The sequence below is a fragment of the Marinobacter sp. genome (assembly GCF_041686475.1).
In the GTDB taxonomy this organism is placed as follows: domain Bacteria; phylum Pseudomonadota; class Gammaproteobacteria; order Pseudomonadales; family Oleiphilaceae; genus Marinobacter.
This window is the reverse complement of the sequence record NZ_JAWLDU010000050.1, coordinates 3,415-21,247: the sequence shown is the minus strand read 5'-3', so window position 1 is coordinate 21,247 and position 17,833 is coordinate 3,415. Positions and strand designations below refer to the sequence as shown.

The 17,833-nt window shown below is 58.0% G+C and carries 15 protein-coding genes and 1 riboswitch; of the genes, 8 read left to right on the top strand and 7 right to left on the bottom strand.

Features of this window, described 5'->3' with window-relative positions; translation table 11 throughout:
* Positions 1 to 121: 121 nt before the first annotated feature.
* A riboswitch (cobalamin riboswitch) is annotated at positions 122 to 347 on the bottom strand.
* Positions 348 to 501: 154 nt separating this feature from the next.
* Together ACESMB_RS11660 and ACESMB_RS11655 are read left to right on the top strand one after the other, a co-directional pair.
* A complete protein-coding gene (locus ACESMB_RS11660; RefSeq protein WP_372927465.1) occupies positions 502 to 2,376 on the top strand; it encodes a putative nucleotidyltransferase substrate binding domain-containing protein in 1,875 nt (624 codons plus the stop codon).
* A complete protein-coding gene (locus ACESMB_RS11655; RefSeq protein WP_372971597.1) occupies positions 2,369 to 3,106 on the top strand; it encodes a 3'-5' exonuclease in 738 nt (245 codons plus the stop codon). The genes ACESMB_RS11660 and ACESMB_RS11655 overlap by 8 nt, the downstream gene beginning before the upstream one ends.
* A gap of 12 nt (positions 3,107 to 3,118) precedes the next feature.
* Here the strand turns inward: ACESMB_RS11655 and msrB are convergent, their stop codons facing one another.
* The 3 genes from msrB to ACESMB_RS11640 all read right to left on the bottom strand — a co-directional run bounded on the left by msrB (position 3,119) and on the right by ACESMB_RS11640 (position 6,641).
* Positions 3,119 to 4,327 (bottom strand): peptide-methionine (R)-S-oxide reductase MsrB, encoded by a 1,209-nt coding sequence (gene msrB, locus ACESMB_RS11650; RefSeq protein ID WP_372971596.1) that lies wholly within the window; start codon positions 4,325 to 4,327, stop codon positions 3,119 to 3,121.
* Between the two features lie 118 nt (positions 4,328 to 4,445).
* Positions 4,446 to 5,927 carry a sensor histidine kinase gene (locus ACESMB_RS11645; protein ID WP_372971595.1) on the bottom strand — a complete coding sequence of 494 codons (1,482 nt, stop codon included), beginning with the start codon at positions 5,925 to 5,927 and terminating at the stop codon, positions 4,446 to 4,448.
* Positions 5,928 to 5,930: 3 nt separating this feature from the next.
* Complete coding sequence (locus tag ACESMB_RS11640; RefSeq protein WP_372927469.1) at positions 5,931 to 6,641, bottom strand: response regulator transcription factor; 711 nt, start codon at positions 6,639 to 6,641, stop codon at positions 5,931 to 5,933.
* 146 nt (positions 6,642 to 6,787) lie between these two features.
* Between ACESMB_RS11640 and ACESMB_RS11635 the strand changes: the two genes are divergently transcribed.
* From ACESMB_RS11635 to ACESMB_RS11625, 3 genes are all read left to right on the top strand, one after another.
* A complete protein-coding gene (locus ACESMB_RS11635; RefSeq protein WP_372971594.1) occupies positions 6,788 to 7,372 on the top strand; it encodes a QsdR family transcriptional regulator in 585 nt (194 codons plus the stop codon).
* A 90-nt stretch (positions 7,373 to 7,462) separates the two neighbouring features.
* Positions 7,463 to 8,629 carry an acyl-CoA dehydrogenase gene (locus ACESMB_RS11630; protein ID WP_372971593.1) on the top strand — a complete coding sequence of 389 codons (1,167 nt, stop codon included), beginning with the start codon at positions 7,463 to 7,465 and terminating at the stop codon, positions 8,627 to 8,629.
* A gap of 173 nt (positions 8,630 to 8,802) precedes the next feature.
* Complete coding sequence (locus tag ACESMB_RS11625; RefSeq protein ID WP_372926311.1) at positions 8,803 to 9,378, top strand: hypothetical protein; 576 nt, start codon at positions 8,803 to 8,805, stop codon at positions 9,376 to 9,378.
* Between the two features lie 92 nt (positions 9,379 to 9,470).
* Here ACESMB_RS11625 and ACESMB_RS11620 read toward each other — a convergent pair whose 3' ends face one another.
* The 3 genes from ACESMB_RS11620 to ACESMB_RS11610 all read right to left on the bottom strand — a co-directional run bounded on the left by ACESMB_RS11620 (position 9,471) and on the right by ACESMB_RS11610 (position 13,605).
* A complete protein-coding gene (locus ACESMB_RS11620; RefSeq protein WP_372926312.1) occupies positions 9,471 to 10,853 on the bottom strand; it encodes a sodium-dependent transporter in 1,383 nt (460 codons plus the stop codon).
* A gap of 153 nt (positions 10,854 to 11,006) precedes the next feature.
* Entirely contained in the window at positions 11,007 to 12,584 is a 1,578-nt protein-coding gene (locus ACESMB_RS11615) for a PAS domain-containing methyl-accepting chemotaxis protein (RefSeq protein WP_372926313.1), read from the bottom strand.
* A 148-nt stretch (positions 12,585 to 12,732) separates the two neighbouring features.
* Complete coding sequence (locus ACESMB_RS11610) at positions 12,733 to 13,605, bottom strand: DMT family transporter (RefSeq protein WP_372926314.1); 873 nt, start codon at positions 13,603 to 13,605, stop codon at positions 12,733 to 12,735.
* 172 nt (positions 13,606 to 13,777) lie between these two features.
* Between ACESMB_RS11610 and ACESMB_RS11605 the strand changes: the two genes are divergently transcribed.
* Positions 13,778 to 15,169 (top strand): MATE family efflux transporter, encoded by a 1,392-nt coding sequence (locus ACESMB_RS11605; RefSeq protein WP_372926315.1) that lies wholly within the window; start codon positions 13,778 to 13,780, stop codon positions 15,167 to 15,169.
* Positions 15,170 to 15,174: 5 nt separating this feature from the next.
* Here the strand turns inward: ACESMB_RS11605 and ACESMB_RS11600 are convergent, their stop codons facing one another.
* Positions 15,175 to 16,182, bottom strand: a complete 1,008-nt coding sequence (locus ACESMB_RS11600) for a GGDEF domain-containing protein (RefSeq protein ID WP_372971592.1) — start codon at positions 16,180 to 16,182, stop codon at positions 15,175 to 15,177.
* 378 nt (positions 16,183 to 16,560) lie between these two features.
* On the opposite strand from ACESMB_RS11600, the gene ACESMB_RS11595 reads away from it, so the two are divergent.
* Both ACESMB_RS11595 and ACESMB_RS11590 read left to right on the top strand, forming a co-directional pair.
* A complete protein-coding gene (locus ACESMB_RS11595; protein ID WP_372926317.1) occupies positions 16,561 to 17,418 on the top strand; it encodes an ATP-binding protein in 858 nt (285 codons plus the stop codon).
* A gap of 1 nt (position 17,419) precedes the next feature.
* Positions 17,420 to 17,833, top strand: a 414-nt coding sequence (locus tag ACESMB_RS11590; RefSeq protein WP_372971591.1) for a response regulator, incomplete at its 3' end; no start/stop codon positions are given.

Below are 17,833 nucleotides of genomic sequence, written 5' to 3'. Positions count from 1 at the left end.
CTCCGCACACCGCGCGCACCCGCACGAGGTTTATGGTTATGGTCGCAGAGAGGGGAGTTCGGGCAGGCAAAAGGCAGAGCCGGAAAGCACAGGGATTCGCCCACCTGAGCCGCCCACCGCAACTCCGGGTGTTTTTCCAGGCCGGTCTCCGGGCTTGCAGGCGGAGTGTCGATCTCCAGGGCAATCACCTTCCCATGCCATGGGCACAGTGGCGCATCGGATTGCCGTTTACCTGCTTACCGTTGCGGGGGCAGCATCGGACTGGTTCCGGCCTGAGACCGGAACGCACCGATTTCCCGTTTCACCCGTCGCGCTTTGCGACGGACACCTGGAAAAAGTGGAGCAAGGCTAGCAACACCCGGGAAAGCGGTCAATGACAACCATCAAATCGCCAGTTCCGGTCCCGGCTGAATGCCACCTTTGTTTCGTGGCTGTCCCTTCCTCTCACTGCTATATTGCTACCTGAGACTGAACCACCCGTCCGCCAATCAGGGAGATTACATGCAGGCAGAGCTGATCGAGATACGCAACCACCTGGCCCAGCACTCGCCGTTTGACGACATGCCGGAAGAAACCCTGGACCGGATCGTGTCGGGCATTGAGGTTGCCTATTTCCGCGCAGGTACCGATATTCTGAAACTCGGAGAGCGCAACACTTACCTGCACTACATCCGCAGTGGCGCCGTCGAGATGTATCGCCGTTCGGGCGAGCTCTACAATCGTCTCAGCGAAGGCGAGATTTTCGGCCAGTACGGTCTGCTGATGAGCAAAACGGTGCGGTTTCCGGTCAAGGCCATTGAAGACACCCTTGTCTACCTGATCCCCGACGAAACCTTCCAGTACCTGTGGGAGAATGACGACAGCTTCACCGATTTCGTGGAAGTTGAAGACCGCTCGCGCCTGCGTTCCGCACTTTCCCGGCGGGAAAAATCCAACCAGCCGATGACGGCCAAGGTAACCCGGCTGATTTCACGTGAACCGGTCACTGCGCCCAATACCGTTCGTCTGCAGGAGGCTGCCCGCATCATGACGGAAAAGGGCGTTTCCGCGTTGCTTCTCGTTGACGAAAGCGGTGACAAACCCAGACTTTCCGGCATCATTACCGACCGTGACCTGCGCACCCGCGCCCTCAGCGAAGCGCTGCCCTCTGAAACGCCGATCAGTGACATCATGACCGACAGCCTGATCACCACCAGCTCCAATTCGTTCATTTTCGAAGCCATGCTGACCATGCTTCACAACAATGTACACCACCTGCCAGTGATGGATGGCGACCGGATCCGCGGGGTCATTGCACTGTCGGACATCGTCAAACACGAATCCCAGAGCAGCCTCTACCTGGTCAGCAACATCTATCAGCAGCAGGATGTAAAAGGCCTGAAACGCCTGAGCAAGGAAGTCCCCAACACATTCGTGCGCATGGTCCGTGAAGATGCCAATTCCCACATGATCGGCAGCGCCATGGCCGGCATCGGCCGTAGCTTCAGTCAGCGGCTGCTGGAACTGGGAGAGGAAAAGCTGGGGCCGCCACCGGTGCCGTACTGTTTTATGGCGCTTGGTTCCATGGCCAGAGACGAGCAACTGGTGGTGACTGACCAGGATAACGCCATGGTGCTGGACGACAGTTTCGACCCGGCGCAGCACGACGAGTACTTCCTGGCACTGGCGAAATTTGTCAGTGATGGCCTGGCGGAATGCGGCTATAGCTACTGCACCGGGGATATCATGGCCACCAACCAGAAATGGCGCCAACCCCTGCGGGTCTGGAAGGAGTACTTCGCCGACTGGACCGACAACCCCAAGGCCGAAGCTCTGTTGAACAGCAATATCTTCTTCGATCTGGACGGCATCCACGGCCGCACCGAGTACACTGAAGAACTGAAATCCTTCATCGCGGACAGGGCCAGCAACAGCCAGCGATTCCTGGCGATGCTGGCCCGCAACGCCCTCAACCGCACGCCACCCCTGGGGTTTTTCCGCACCTTCGTGCTGGAGGAGAGCGGCAAGCAGGCCAAAACCTTCAACCTGAAGCGCCGCGGCACGGCGCCGGTCTCCGATCTTATCCGGGTACACTCCCTGGCCTGTGGCTCGAGGGCCCAGAATACCTTCAATCGCCTCAAGGCCATCGGGGACACCAAACTGATTCCCGAAGACGGCGTGGATAACCTGCGGGACGCTTTCGAATTCATCGCTATTGTGCGAATCCGCCACCAGGCTCTGGCCATCGAAGCCGGCCGCGAACCGGACAACAATGTACGCCCGGAGGACCTGTCACCCTTCGAGCGTAGTCACCTCAAGGATGCTTTCCAGGTGGTCAGCCAGGCCCAGAAGTTCCTCAAGTTCCGCTACAACGCACAGGTTGCCCGGAATGTCTGAAGACCAGGAAATCATGACCAGTGAGGCTTCAGTCGATTCATTACCGTGGCCGGAACGCTTCCGGGAGCTTGCAAGGCGGGCTGAGGATGAGCGCCTGAAGGCGTTCTATGAAGCCGGTTGCGTTACCCCTGAAACGCCCCTGAAAGACGTTCCTTTCGTGGGCGTGGACTTCGAAACCACCGGGCTGGACCCCAACCAGCACTCCATTGTCAGCATTGGCGTGGTGCCATTCACCATCGACCGGGTGCAACTGGGCGGCTCCAGGCACTGGCTGGTGAAGCCGCAACTGCCACTACACCAGACCTCCATTACAATACACGGCATCACCCACACGGACATCGACAAGGCTCCGGATCTGGAAGACGTACTGGATGAGTTTCTTGCCAGCCTCGCAGGGCGGATTCCGGTGGTCCACTACCGCAGTATCGAGCGACCATTCCTGAACGTTGCACTGAAATGGCGAGTCGGGCAGGAAATACGCTTTCCGGTGATCGACACCATGGCTATCGAGGCCTACCTGCATCCCAACCGAAAGCCCACCTGGTGGCAGAAGTTGAAGGGCCAGCAGCCTATCTCCATCCGCCTTACAGACAGCCGGCTGAGATATGGCCTGCCCCATTACCCGCCCCATAATGCACTGGTGGATGCCATTTCCAGTGCAGAGTTACTGATGGCTCAGGTGCAGCATCACTTTTCGCCGGAGACCCCCATCGGGGATCTCTGGCTGTGACGGGCAGACCGTCTAGTTGGCAGCAGTACGGCTGCTCTCTTCCACTTCGCTGATCAGCGCGCCGTAGCCCTGCTCTTCCATGTCTTCCAGCGGAATGAACTTGAGTGCCGCGGAGTTCATGCAGTAGCGCAGGCCGGTAGGGTCCGGGCCGTCGTTGAACACATGGCCCAGATGCGAGTCCGCATAGCGGCTGCGGATCTCGGTGCGGGTCATGAAGAACGAACGGTCCTCTTTCTCCACCACCATGTCCGGGTTGATCGGCCTGGTGAAGCTTGGCCAGCCGGTACCGGATTTGTACTGGTCACGGGATGAGAACAGCGGCTCTCCGGAGACAACATCCACATACAGACCCGGGCGTTTTTCATCGAAGTATTCGTTCTTGAAAGCAGGCTCAGTGCCGTCTTCCTGGGTGACGTAATACTGCTCTTCGGTCAGCCGCTCCCTGAGGGTTTCTTTGTCCGGCTTTTCGAAGGTCTCCGGGTCGAACGCCTCAGCCCCGGCGGGATTCATGCCGGCCTGATCGTCCCCTGAGTGCGCTGAATTGCTTTCGCCCTCCTCCGGACGATACTCGGCATAGTCCACTTCTTCATCTTCCCCCCAGACTTTTTCGATGAACTGGTAACGGCCAGAATTGAAGGTATAGATCTTGTAGCGCACCGGATTCTTCTTGTAATAATCCTGGTGGTACTCTTCGGCGTCATAGAAGACCTCAAACGGCACGATCTCTATCTTCACCGGATTATCGTACCGACCGGACTCTTCCAGCGCTTTCACCGAGGCTTCGGCCGCCTTCTTCTGCCCTTCATTGTGATAGAAAATGGCGGGCCGATACTGTTTGCCACGGTCGACATACTGGCCATTTACATCAGTCGGGTTGGCCGTGCGCCAAAGGGCCTGAAGCAGGCCCTCATAAGTGATTTCGTCAGGATCGTAGTAGACCTGCACAGCCTCCGTGTGGCCCGTGCGCCCACCGGCAACCTGCTGGTAGGTAGGGTCTTCCTCTTCACCCCCGCTGTATCCGGACACTGCCTCGACAACCCCCGGCACTTTCTCCTCGTACGCCTCTTCAACACACCAGAAACACCCTCCTGCGAAGGTGGCAACCGCCAGATCCGGATCGTCCGGCGCATACTTCGACTCCGACCCGTTGGAGGCGCCGGCGTGGAAACCCGTAAGCGCAATGGCTGCCGCTGTGGACATCAATAACAGATACCGTTTCATAACCTTGACCTCTTGCCCTTTGAATACTGTGACCAGTCTGAACAGGATTTGTCACAGCATGCTCTCCTGTTTATTACGTTTGTATAACGCCGTAGAGATCATTATGCGTCCCCTTAGTTCAGGTTGCTGTCCTGACCGGAAGCCGTATGCAGAAGCTTGCACCCCCGGATATCAGGTTCTCGACGCAAATATCACCGCCCTGCAGTGTCATTATCCGGCGCGCAATAGCGAGGCCAAGCCCGGCGTGCCCGCTCGCCCCCGCGGAAGATTCACCGCGATAGAAGGGATCAAAAATATGGGGCAATTCCTGCTCTGGAATGCCGGGGCCGCTGTCCCTGATGCAGACTTCCGGCAAACCGCTCCGCTCCCCGATAGCCACCTCAATGCGCCCTCCCGCCGGGCTGTAGGCAATGGCGTTGCCAATCAGGTTGTCCAGCACTCTCTCGGTCATGGCCAGGTCGGCATAGGCAAGCGGCTGGTCCGGATCGCCATGAACACGGAGTTCAAGCTGCCTGTTGCGGGCCTCAGCCCCGTGTTTCTGGACCACGTCATGCACCAACTCGGCCAGAGGAAAGGGCTCCGGCGATGGCTGCTTTTCCCGGGCTTCCAGGGCCGCAAGCTCGAACAACTCGTCCACCAGGCGGCTCAGGCGCCGGCCCTCTTTCAAAGCGATATCCAGAAAACGATCCTGCTCTTCCGGGCTGAGACGGTCCCGCCGCAGTTTCAGGCTTTCCATGTATCCCTGCATGGAGGCCAGGGGGGTGCGCAGGTCATGGGACACTTGCGCCACCAGTTGGCGGCGCTGGGCATCCTTTTCCGTCAGCTGTTCTATCTGGGAGGCAATCCGGCTCGCCATGTCATCAAAGGTCGCCCCCAAATAATCGATCTCATCCCGAACCACGGGCCGTCTGTCGCGCCAAGTGCTGACAGGCTGGCGGCTCATGTCGGTGCGTTCAAAGTCCTCCACCAGGTGGGTCAACAGCGTCAGCCGGCGGGTAAGCAGCCTGAACACCGCCAGCCCGGCAATCATGACCACTGCCAGACTCACCAGCAGGGCCCAGGCGCTCAGTTCCAGTAACTGGCCACCACGGGCCATGGTTTCCGCAGTTTCGTATTCCTCGCCCCGGAGCACCACGTAGAGGTAACCTTCCGGGTTATCCGCCGACGGCACGGAGGTCACGGAGAATATCTTCTGCCGGTTATGGCTGCGTGGGTCATCCCCCAGAACGGGGTAGCGGCTCATGTCGTCCATCAGCCTCTGTATGGGTTCCAGTGAAACCTGCTTGCGCTTGATTTTCGCAGGGTCGGCAGAGTAGGAAAGGATGGTGCCATCCAGATCCAGCAGATAGATTTCGATACTGGGGTTGATGGTCATGTACAGCCCGAAAAGTTCTTCCAGGGCGCTGCGGTCAAGCTGCCCCTCGCTGACCAGGTTCCTGTCTGCCACCAGGTTTTTCGCCAGGTCGCGGTGCAGTTCCTGATTTACCGACGCGTTGTATTCCCGCAAGGAATACAGGCTGATAAAGGTGTACAGCAGGCCAACGGCCAGCAACAGCAGGAACAGCCCCACCGCCAGCCGGGTGTAGAGTGTCTTCACCATGAACTATTCCCGGAAGCGATAGCCCACCCCCCAGACGGTCTCGATAAACTCAGGACGGGCCGGGTCCTTCTCTATCTTGCCGCGCAGGCGATTGATGTGGGTATTGACGGTGTGCTCATAGCCTTCGTGGTTGTAGCCCCAGACTTTGTCCAGAAGCTGGACCCGGCTGAACACCCGGCCCGGATGGCTGGCAAAGTGCCAGAGCAGCTCGAACTCCCGGGCCGTCAGCTCCACTTCCTGCTCCCGCACAAACACCCTGCGGCGATCCGGGTCGATACGCAATCCATCAGTACTCAGCTCGCCGCGCTTTTCGTCACCGGCGGTTGCAGCCGGCGCCGACGCCATGGCGTCCACCCGCCGGAACAGGGCTTTCACCCGTGCCGACAGTTCGGCCACGCTGAAGGGTTTGGTGAGGTAGTCATCCGCGCCCATTTCCAGGCCCAGCACGCGGTCCAGTTCGGTGCTTTTGGCCGTGAGCACCAGCACCGGCACATAACCCGGTCCGGAGCGGATCTCCCGACACACCGACAGGCCATCCATGCCGGGTAACATGAGGTCGAGAATCACCAGGTCGATATCACCTTTGCGAAAACGCTCAAGCCCGGTATCGCCCCGGTCACACAGGATGGGGTTGATACCAAGATCAGCCACGTGCATGCGCACCAGCTCACCAATACCCGGGTTGTCCTCAACAATCAGTACGTTTCGTGTCATGGGCTCCTGGCTCTGGCAACCTGCAGCATCAGCGTGTGTTGACACCAGTGTATAGCGGAAAGTTCACAAAAGTGTCACGGGTGAGCTAAATGGCAGTCGCCAGGCTTTGCCGTTAAACTGTCACCTTGCAACAAAAAGAGGTTCCAGTGACAGCAGACGCAAGCACAATCCGGGCGACACCTGCAGATGTTATCCGACATGCCCGCCGACTCTGGCTGAAAGGTGAGCGCATTCATCTTGCGTCGCTGTCAGAAGAACTCAACATCGGCCGCGCTACCCTATTCCGCTGGATTGGCAACAAGGACCTGCTGATGGGTGAGGCCCTCTGGTCACTCTATGACTCCCTGCGTCAGGACGCCATCAATCACACCTGTGGCCAGGGCGTAGACTACGTCGTGGGTGTTTTCCGTTACATCAACTCAGTGCTGCTGCACTCCGAGCCCTTGCGGCGTTTCATTCACGATGACCCTGAATATGCCCTCAAGATACTGACTTCTTCACAGTCGACACTGCACAGCCGCACCGTTGAGGCCAACACCCGGATACTCAGGGAACAGGTGGCTGCCGGGCACATCCACCCACCGATGAACCTGGAAAGCCTGTCGTATTTCATGGTGCGGCTGGCGGAGTCCTGCCTTTATGCGGATATTATCGGCGGACGCGAGCCTCGTGACGAGGAACTGGAGGATGCCTGTACGGCGGTGCGGATTTTGCTCGGCGGAAAAGCCTGAGTCTGGAGGCTGGCCCCGGAACCGGGCAATACGCCCGCAATGCCGCCCGTACCGCCGCTATGATCGTCCGAAACGAATCCGGAGAAACCTATGAGCACCGCACCCTGGAACGATTTGCTGAACCTTGATGGCCAACTGGAAGAGTCCGAGCGCCAGGTTCGTGACAGCATCCGCGCCTTCTGCGACAAACGGCTGATGCCCGGCATCATTGATGCCCATCGAAACGAACACTTTGACCGCAGTATTTTTAACGACATGGGGGAGCTGGGCATGCTCGGCGCCACTCTGCCGGAAGAGTACGGTGGCCCCGGACTGAGCCACGTCTGCTACGGCCTGATCGCCCGCGAGGTGGAACGGGTGGATTCCGCCTACCGTTCGGCACTGAGCGTACAGTCCTCACTGGTGATGTACCCGATCTTCTCCTACGGCAAAGAACCACTGAAACAGCGCATTCTGCCCAAACTGGCATCCGGCGAGATGGTGGGATGCTTCGGCCTCACCGAAGCCAATCACGGTTCCGACCCCGGCAGCATGGAAACCCGCGCCCGAAGAGCCGACGGTGGCTACCTGCTCAGTGGCTCCAAAACCTGGATCACCAACGCGCCCATTGCAGACCTGTGCGTGGTCTGGGGCAAGCTGGATGGCAAAGTCACCGGGTTCGTGATCGAACGCGGCGCCAGGGGCCTGGATACCCCGAAGATTGAGGGCAAGTTTTCCCTGCGCGCCTCGGAAACCGGGTCCATTTTCATGGACGACGTCTTCGTTCCGGAGGAGAACAAACTGGACGTGGAAGGCCTTAAAGGCCCCTTCAGTTGCCTCAACAAGGCCCGATTCGGCATCAGCTGGGGCTCCCTGGGCGCTGCCGAATTCTGCTGGCACGCCGCACGCCAGTACAGCCTGGACCGCAAGCAGTTCGGCAAGCCCCTGGCCGCCAACCAGCTGGTGCAGAAAAAACTGGTGGACATGCAGACCGAAATCACCCTGGGCCTTCAAGGCGCACTGCAACTGGGTCGCATGATGGACCAGGGCATTGCCACCCCGGATGCGGTGTCCCTGCTCAAACGTAATAACTGCGGCAAGGCACTGGATATTGCCCGGATTGCACGGGACATGCACGGGGGAAACGGCATTTCCGACGAGTACCACGTAATTCGCCATGTGATGAACCTGGAGTCGGTAAATACCTACGAGGGCACCCACGACATTCACGCGCTGATACTCGGTCGCGGCCAGACCGGCCTGCAGGCGTTCAGTTAAGCCCGGACAAAACGGCCATTAACCTGAGCTATACCCACGGGGAACTTGCCTTCCAGGATGATGTCCACCCGGAGCGTTACGCCACTCTGTTGCGGGCTGGTTAACGGAGAACTACCTTTAGGGAACTCCCGGCGGATGGAACCGGGAGTTCCCGATCATAAGGAGGCGTTCCCATGAACCGATCACATCCAATTCTGTTAATCCTTTCCTGCCTGCTGGCACTTGCTCCACTTTCAGCGCATGCAGAAACCCTGACCGACCAGACCGTCCGTTCGTTTATCAACAGCCTGGAAGCTCTCCAGGATATGGAAGACGATTTTGATCAGCTGACCGAGGACCTGGCGGACGAAGACGGCGGGGCCGAAATGCCGGACATGTCGCGGATATTTTCTTCTTCGGTTGAACGGATGAAAGGCCACGATATGTATAACCGGCTTGAAGACGTCGTGCAGCAGCACGGTTTCTCCAGTGCCGAGCAGTGGAGTGAAACCGGTGACCGCGTTTTCCACGCCTGGAGCGCGCTGGAAATGGGCGAGCAGTCGGGGCAGATGAACCAGGAGATGTCCAAAGCGATGGATGAAATCAACAACAACCCCAACATGAGCGAGGCCCAGAAAGAACAGATGCGCGAGATGATGGGTGGCGCTATGTCTGCCTATGAGCAGGCTGCCAATGCGCCGGAAGCGGACAAGCGTGCCGTTCGGCCGCACAGGGACGCCCTTCGCGCCGCTACTGGATCGGACGATTAGAACGGATAGAGCCGGCCAGTCTTGCCATGAAAAACCCGGCCAATCAATGGCCGGGTTTGTCACCGAGCGTTCAACTACTCGTCTCTGGCTGCCTAGGCCGTCAGGTTATAGACAAACACGATGGCTACTGCAATCGGAGTCACGAAGCGGATCAGGTTGTACCAGAGGGTAAAGCTTGTTCCCTCCAGGGCCAGGTCACGCTGCAGCGACTCTTTTGCCACGAACCACCCCACAAACAGCGCGGTCAGAAGGCCTGACAACGGCAGCATTACGTTGGCAGTGAAGAAGTCGAGCAGGTCAAAGATGGTTTGCCCTTCGAAGCGCTCGAACATGCCCAGGGGCGCAAAGCCGGACCACTCGTTCAGGGACAGGATCGAGGCAATGCCCAGTAACCAGCAGGCCAGCCCTACCACAACGGTGCTGCCAACGCGGCCAAAGATCAGCTTGTCTTCCAGCCATTCCACTACCGGTTCCAGCAGGGAAATCGCGGACGTCCAGGCGGCGAACAGGAGCAGCACGAAGAACAGGGCACCGAAGACGCTACCCATTGGCATCTGGCCGAAAGCCAGCGGCAGGGTCTGGAAAATCAGGCCCGGCCCGGCGCCGGCTTCGAGGCTGTTGGCAAATACTACCGGGAAGATCGCGAGGCCCGCCATCAGTGCGACCACCGTATCCATTATCGAGACGGTTACCGCGGTGCGGCCAATGGATATGTCGTCGCCAAGATAGGAGCCATAGGCCATCATAACTGCCATGCCCAGGCTCAGGGTGAAGAAGGCATGACCCAGAGCAACCAGTACCCCTTCTATCGTCAGGGCACTGAAGTCCGGCGTGAACAGGAAGGCGACAGCCTCACCGAAATGGCCGGTGGTGGTGGCGTAGCCAACCGCAATAAGCAACAGAACGAAAAGCGCCGGCATCAGGATGGTTACCGCACGCTCCAGTCCGGATTTCAGGCCACGGGCCACCACAAAAATGACCAGTGCCATAAAGATGCTGTGCCAGATCAACAGTGTCACCGGGCTTGCCAACAGGCCACCGAACAGCTCACCAATAGCATCAGAGCTCTGGCCGGTAAAATCGCCCATGGCCGCATGGCCCACGTAAGAAGCAGACCAGCCGCCGATAACCGAATAGAACGACAGAATGATAAACGCGGCCAGCACGCCCACGATCGCAGAAGCCCGCCATCCGGGAGATGCCAGGTTGCGTTCGGCCACCAGGCGGAAACTGGTAATCGGGTTATGCCGGCCGTTACGGCCTATGAATACTTCCGCCATCATGATGGGAATACCGATAATGGCAATACACAACAGATAAACCAGCACGAAGGCTCCGCCTCCGTTTTCGCCGGTTACGTAAGGGAACTTCCAGATATTACCCAGCCCGACGGCAGAGCCGGTCGCAGCCAGGATAAAGGCCATCCGGGAGGACCACAGGCCACGATGAGCCGGGGTCGATGTTGAACTAGTCATGGTTTCACCCTGTGCTTTTTGCTGATTATTCGATGTAAAATGTATACCGAAGACGTGCTTCAGCTATTGGGCGGGATTTTGCCAGCAGTAGACACAGGATGCCAGTCAGCAGCAGCACCGGCATGAACCTTTGCCCGTTACTGCTGTTTTGAACTAGCCGTTTTTGCTGACAAAACGGGATACAAGGTCTTTCAGGCCCCTGGACATAACGCTCAGGTGGTCGCTACTGTCCTTGGCGGATTCCGCTTTGCGGGTACTGTGATCCGCCAGGTCGGCGATATTGACAACCTGGTGGTTAATCTCTTCGGAAACCTGGCTCTGCTCCTCGAACGCCGCCGACATACTGATAAAGCTGTCAGAAATGTTCTGAATCGACGACACAATTTCCTGCAGGGATGTCTCCGCTTCGCGGACTTTTTCCAGCCCTCTTCCAGCGTCCTGCTCACCTTCACGGGTAGCCTGAACTGCTTCTTCCACCTGGTTGCGGAAATCATCAATCACGTTCTGGATGCGCACTGTGGAATCGCGGGTACGGCGTGCCAGCGACCTGACCTCATCAGCCACGACGGCAAAACCACGCCCCTGCTCGCCCGCGCGAGCGGCTTCAATGGCCGCATTCAGTGCCAGCAGGTTGGTCTGTTCGGCAATGTCCGAGATCAGGCTGGCGGCTTCGCCGATGCTCTCGGTGGACTCGCCAAGCTTTTTAATGGCCGACCCGATTCCGTTGACGCGATTAACCAGTTGTTCAATGGCCGTCAAGGCCTCACCACTGCGCTTGCTGCCGGTGGCTGCCATGCGGTTGGCGTCATCTGCAACCCGGGCATTCTCGTTAACCGTACCTGCCACTTCCTGGATGGAAGCGGTCATTTCATTCATGGCAGAGGCCGTCTGGTCTGTTTCTGCCCGCTGTCTGGCAATAGCCTCGGCGCCTTCGCTGATGTACTGATGGCTTACTCTGGCCTGCTCGTAAAGCAACTCCGCCTGATCATCGATACGAGCCAGCGCGGTGCGGATCCGCGCCTTCTCACTCATCATCACCATTCCCAGTTGCGCAAACAGGCCGCTTTCGTCGCTGTAAGTTCTCGCTACAACGGCGTCACGGAAGGCATCGGGGCGAAGATCAAGCAAGCCCTGAAGGCGGCCCGTGACCGACTTCAGGGTCAGCCCGGCGGCCAGCAGATGCGCCACCACAATTACTGCCATGGCAAGCCAGGTGTTATCCAGACTGGCTAACGCTCCGAGGCTGAGGACAAGGGAAAGAACGAACGGCCACCCCGACTTCAACACCGACACCAGTCGGCTACGGAGGTCCACCGAACTGCCTCCCGAAGAAAGCGTCCGGTACAGCTTTTCCGCCCGGGCCACCTGTTCACGAGTGGGTGCAACCCGCACGGATTCGTAGCCGACCATTTTCCCGTTTTCAAACATCGGTGTTACATAGGCGCTGACCCAGTAATGGTCACCGGTTTTGGTCCGGTTCTTCACCACACCCATCCACGGTTTACCGGCCTTGAGATAGTCCCACATGCCCTGAAACACCCCCGATGGCATATCCGGATGGCGGATCACGTTATGGGGCTGGCCCACCAGTTCTTCCCGGGCAAAGCCGCTGATCTGCACAAATTCATCGTTGCAGTAGGTGATAACCCCGCTGGGATTCGTGGTTGTTATCAACCGGTCACCCTCGGGCATTCTTACTTCACGCTGTGTTACCGGGAGATTATTGCGCATACACGGACCTTCTGACTCAGGGCAACCACAGGAATAAACCGGGGCGGGATGATAGCCCCTGACAAACAACATTGATGTTCGTCAAAGGTTACCCCTTGTGTATGAGCGTAACGGCAGAGTCTCCCGGAACCTTAGTCAGTGCAGCCTTTTATGTCGAGGCAGCCAGCCGTGCCCGCGGGTGGAAACGGGCGTTCAGCCAGAGGGACAGAGCGATCACACCGCCACCAATGACCAGCCGCATAAGGTCTGCATCACGGTTCCAGATCAGCAGATTGACGATCAGCCCCGCAGGGACCAGTGCATTATTCATGATCGCCAGTGTACCCGCATCCACTACGCAGGCACCGCGATTCCAGAGGAATAGTCCCACGCCGGATGCAGCCAGCCCCAGCCAGGCAAGAATACCCCATTGCAGGGACGTGGTCGGCAGGCGGCTGGCATCGCCGAATATCAGGAAAGATGGCAGCGCAATGATCAGCGCGCCGAAAAAGAAATAGCCGAACGTACGATAGGCCGGCACATCAGTCGGGAACCGCATCATGGTGTGTTTGTACCCTACCTGCCCCGCCGCAAAGGTGAAATTGGCCACCTGGAGCAACAGGAAACCGGTTATAAAGCCCTGACTGAGGCCATCGTAACGGATGATACCTGCACCCAGGGTTGCCACGGCGGCTGCAATCAGGGCAATTGGGGAAAAGCGCCGATAAAGCGCATCGTCAATCAGGGTGACGTACAGTGGTGTGAAGATGGTGAACAGCAACACTTCCGGCACGGTCAGGTAGCCGAACGAACGATACAGGCACAGATAGGTGATGCCGAACTGCAGCATGCCGGTCACCAGAACGCCAAGCTTCAGCCCTCCAGGCACGCCACGCCAGCGGGTCAGCGGAAGAAACACCAGCGCGGCAAGTACCACCCGGGTCAACACTGCAAAATCACTGTCGACCTGCCCGGCGAGGAACTCACCAATAAGACTGAAGGAGAACGCCCACAGAACGGTTACAAAAACCAGAAGACCCATGCCACTGCACCTGATGTTGATACCGGGATTGATAGGAGCGGCACTTTACTCCGTACCTACTGGCCATGTACACCGGCCACGGAAACACCCTATGCCATCGGCAACCGGGAATAGGGTACCATCCCGCCTTTCCGGTCCTTCACGTTTTACCCAGAACCAGGCGCGCGATTCCATGGATGAAGTCCATCAGCCATTACCCGAAGCCCGCCAGCCGCTGATCCAGCGCACGCTGACAGAGTGGCGCACGCTGGCAATTCTCGGCGGCCCGATACTGATCGCCCAGGTGGCGCAAATGGCCAACGGGGTTATTGATACCGTCATGGCCGGCCACGCCAGTGCCGAGGACCTTGCCGCCGTGGGCATTGGCAGCAGCCTCTGGATGCCGGTTTTCCTGTTTTTCATGGGGCTGCTGGGCGCCCTGCAGCCAATCATTTCCGGCTACAACGGTGCCCGTACCACCGAAAAGATCATGCCCGCCACCTGGCAGGGGCTGTATATCGCCGCCGGTGGCTCGGTGATCATGATCCTGCTGCTGACCAACGTTCATCCGGTACTCGATGCCCTGAACCTGGAAGCCAACACGGCCCGTATCACCCAGGGCTACCTGGATGCCTTTGCCTGGGGCATTCCTGCGATGCTGCTGATCATGGCCCTGCGGGGGCTGACGGATGGGCTGGGCCATACCCGGGTAATCATGGCGTTCTCGGTACTGGGCACCCTCGTCAACCTGCCGCTGAACTACATTTTCATCTACGGCAAGTTCGGTTTGCCGGCCATGGGCGGTATTGGTTGCGGGTGGGCCACCTCGATCTCCAACGGTGTAGCCGCCATCGCCCTGCTGGTTTACCTGCACCGCAGCACTGTCTATCGCCGGTTTCACCTGCTGGCAGACTGGGTAAAGCCGAACGCCGATGGCATCCGCTACATCCTGCGGCTGGGCATCCCCATCGGCTTTACCATTTTCGTGGAAGCCAGCATGTTCTCGGTCATTGCGCTGTTTCTCGCCCCCCTGGGGCCGGTCATTGTGGCGGGCCACCAGATTGCCCTGAACGTGGTCTCACTGTTGTTCATGCTGCCGCTGAGCATCGGCATGGCGCTGACCCTGCGGGTAAGCTTCCTGGTGGGTGCCCGGGCACCGGACACCGCACGGCTCATCGCCCGCAGTTCGCTGATTCTGGCAGCGGCGGTCGCCCTGGTATTTGCCATCCTGCTGTTCGTCTTTGCAGACGGCATTGCAGCGCTATACACCAGTGATCTCGATGTCAGGGCCGTGACCGTCACACTACTGGTGTACGCCGCGTTCTTCCAGATCGCCGATGTTATCCAGGTCACCTGTATCAGCGCCCTGCGGGGCTACAAGGACACCAGCATCCCCATGCTCATCATGCTGTTCTCGTTCTGGGGCGTGGGGCTGCCACTGGGATGGGTGCTTACCTTTACTGACTGGCTGCTCCCCAACATGGGCGCCGCAGGTTTCTGGGTCGGGCTGACGTGCGGGTTGGTGTCGGCAGGTATTCTGCTCGGGTTACGGCTGTTCCTGTTTGTACCGGAACCGGAACATTAAGGCACTCAGGCTGTCTCTGCGGCTGGCTCTGCAACCACCTCGTCGGCATAGACAATCTGGTCGCGGCCACAGGCCTTGGCTCTGTACAGCGCCTCATCAGCTCTTGTCAGCCAGCAGTCCGGGCTCTCGCCGGGTTTCAGCAGCGCCACGCCGAATGAAGCAGTGACGCTCCCACCCGGATGCCGCAGGAACCTGTGGAGTATGTGTTGCAGGTTGTGCATCACCGCCCTGAGCCCGGTATGGTCCACACCGCTCATCAGCAGCACAAATTCCTCTCCGCCGAACCGGAACAACTGGTCGGATCTGCGAACATTCTGTTCAATCAAGGCCACCATTTCCGTCAACACGTCGTCGCCCGCGCTATGGCCATGCTCATCGTTGATCTTTTTGAAGTGATCAATGTCCAGCAACACCAGGGCATAGGAGATCCCGGTTCTCGCCGCGCTGGCGGCAGCCATCGCCAACTCTTCGTCCATGGAGCGGCGGTTCTTGACGCCAGTCAGGGGGTCAATGGTTGCCAGGTGTTCCAGGCGTTCCCGCTGGTTCTCATTGCGGTGAGCGAACGCATAGGCACAACAGCTGACCACCACTGCCGAGACCGCGAACGGCCACATCTGCACCGAGGAGCCGAAAGCAGCGCCATGCACCATCAGTGCAATCACAGCGGCCAGATTGATAAAAATGGCGTAACGGGGCTCGGTCAGGAAAAAGCTGGTCACCAGGCAGGGATACAGCCAGAACAGGCCTGCTTCTCCTACGACGACACCTACGGTCACCGCACCACCAGAGGCAACTACGGCCATGAAGAACCCGCTGCGGGCCGTATCCCCGGTCAACCATGCGTATACCATGCCCGCCGTGATGGACAGCATGATGGTCAGGTCAACCACGCCCGCCAACATATTGCCCTGCAAAAAACGCATTATCGCAAACGGGCTGATACCCAATAGCGCACTGATCGCCAGCAGAGTAATGATGGACAAACGAAAATCAGTTTTAAGACGATAAAGCATGGTGTTTACCGGAATATGGATCGCCCCGAATAACGGTTGCGACTTCGCTGCCGGCCCGGGAAGAATCCGACCAGGGTCCTATTTTTAATTAAGCATAGCGCAAGATCCGACAGCTGAATGAACGCACTACGAAATTTAACAAACGTTCAACTAAATAATCGTAAACTTCCGCAGCCGCCATACCCCGTTTCCTGACCCATTCAATCCTGCCAGAAATCTATAACATGGATACTAAACGTTACGTTTAAAAGCGATCAGATCCACTACAATCACAGCAATCCAATAATAGTTAATCCGCATTTTATTTAATGGTATTGGTCACCACTTTAAGCTTCTTTTACCAGACTCCTGGGGCAATCTTCCGAACGGGCTTTCATTATGTCGGACATCAACGTCAGATCACCGGAACAGCTGAATGCCAGGCTTGAGCAGGCAAACCGGCAACTGCTGCAGTCTGAAAAGCTTGCTGCCATTGGACAGTTGGCAGCAGGAGTTGCCCATGAAATCAATAACCCTGTGGGTTATGTCTATTCCAACCTGCAAAGCCTCGGCACCTACCTGGAAGATCTGTTCAGGCTAACCGACGCCGTCGATGCCGGAGCATCACTTGAAGATCTGAGCGCCATTAAAAAGAATATAGATTACAGCTTTTTGAAGGATGATCTTAAGGATCTTCTGATGGAATCCCGGGAGGGCATCGAACGTGTGAAAACCATCATTTCCGCGATGAAGGACTTCTCCCATATCGAGGACGAGGAATTCAAACTGGCAGACCTGCATCGCGGCATTGAAACCACCTTGAACGTGGTCAATAACGAGCTGAAATACAAGGCGACTGTCATCCGGGAATTCGGCGATCTGCCGGAAGTGGAATGCATCAGCTCCCAGATCAACCAGGTCATCATGAACCTGCTGGTCAACGCCGCCCACGCCATTGAGGAATTCGGGGAAATCATCGTTCGTACCCGTTGCAATGGTGATCAGGCAGTTGTGGAGATCGAAGACAGTGGCAAAGGCGTTGCAGAAGAGAACCTGCACCGGATTTTCGAGCCTTTCTTCACCACCAAACCCGTGGGCAAGGGCACCGGCCTGGGGCTGTCCCTGTCCTTCAACATTCTCCAGAAACACAATGGCAGCATCACCGCGGGACAGGCCTCCTCCGGCAAGGGCACCTGTTTCCGCATATCACTGCCACTGAAACAGCCCGAGACCGCAGCGGACAACACGCGGGGCTGATATGGCAGAGTCTCTTCCCCCGAACGCCAGCCTGCTGCTGGTGGATGACGAGGAAAACATCCTCCGCAGCCTGCAACGGACGCTCCGCAAGGAGCCCTACGACATCTGCACGGCCGGATCCGGCGATGAAGCGCTGGCATTGCTCAATGACCAGAAATTCGACCTGGTGATTTCGGACGCCCGCATGCCCGGTATGGATGGCCCTACCCTGCTGTTCGAGATCAAGAAGAAGTGGCCCTGGTGTATTCGCATACTGCTGACGGGTTACGCGGACATCAATTCCACCATCAAGGCCATCAACGATGGCCAGATATACCGCTATATCAGCAAGCCCTGGGATGACGAAGAGCTGAAACTGGTGATTCGCCAGGCCCTTGCGTTTCAGTATTCGGAACGGCGCCGGCTGGCCCTGGAA

Bases quoted from the DNA above. Each gene is read 5' to 3' on its own strand.
- ACESMB_RS11660 (WP_372927465.1), top strand. From the start codon at position 502: ATGCAGGCAGAGCTGATCGAGATACGCAACCACCTGGCCCAGCACTCG.
- ACESMB_RS11655 (WP_372971597.1), top strand. From the start codon at position 2,369: ATGTCTGAAGACCAGGAAATCATGACCAGTGAGGCTTCAGTCGATTCA.
- msrB (WP_372971596.1), bottom strand. From the start codon at position 4,327: ATGAAACGGTATCTGTTATTGATGTCCACAGCGGCAGCCATTGCGCTT.
- ACESMB_RS11645 (WP_372971595.1), bottom strand. From the start codon at position 5,927: ATGGTGAAGACACTCTACACCCGGCTGGCGGTGGGGCTGTTCCTGCTG.
- ACESMB_RS11640 (WP_372927469.1), bottom strand. From the start codon at position 6,641: ATGACACGAAACGTACTGATTGTTGAGGACAACCCGGGTATTGGTGAG.
- ACESMB_RS11630 (WP_372971593.1), top strand. From the start codon at position 7,463: ATGAGCACCGCACCCTGGAACGATTTGCTGAACCTTGATGGCCAACTG.
- ACESMB_RS11625 (WP_372926311.1), top strand. From the start codon at position 8,803: ATGAACCGATCACATCCAATTCTGTTAATCCTTTCCTGCCTGCTGGCA.
- ACESMB_RS11620 (WP_372926312.1), bottom strand. From the start codon at position 10,853: ATGACTAGTTCAACATCGACCCCGGCTCATCGTGGCCTGTGGTCCTCC.
- ACESMB_RS11615 (WP_372926313.1), bottom strand. From the start codon at position 12,584: ATGCGCAATAATCTCCCGGTAACACAGCGTGAAGTAAGAATGCCCGAG.
- ACESMB_RS11610 (WP_372926314.1), bottom strand. From the start codon at position 13,605: ATGGGTCTTCTGGTTTTTGTAACCGTTCTGTGGGCGTTCTCCTTCAGT.
- ACESMB_RS11605 (WP_372926315.1), top strand. From the start codon at position 13,778: ATGGATGAAGTCCATCAGCCATTACCCGAAGCCCGCCAGCCGCTGATC.
- ACESMB_RS11600 (WP_372971592.1), bottom strand. From the start codon at position 16,182: ATGCTTTATCGTCTTAAAACTGATTTTCGTTTGTCCATCATTACTCTG.
- ACESMB_RS11595 (WP_372926317.1), top strand. From the start codon at position 16,561: ATGTCGGACATCAACGTCAGATCACCGGAACAGCTGAATGCCAGGCTT.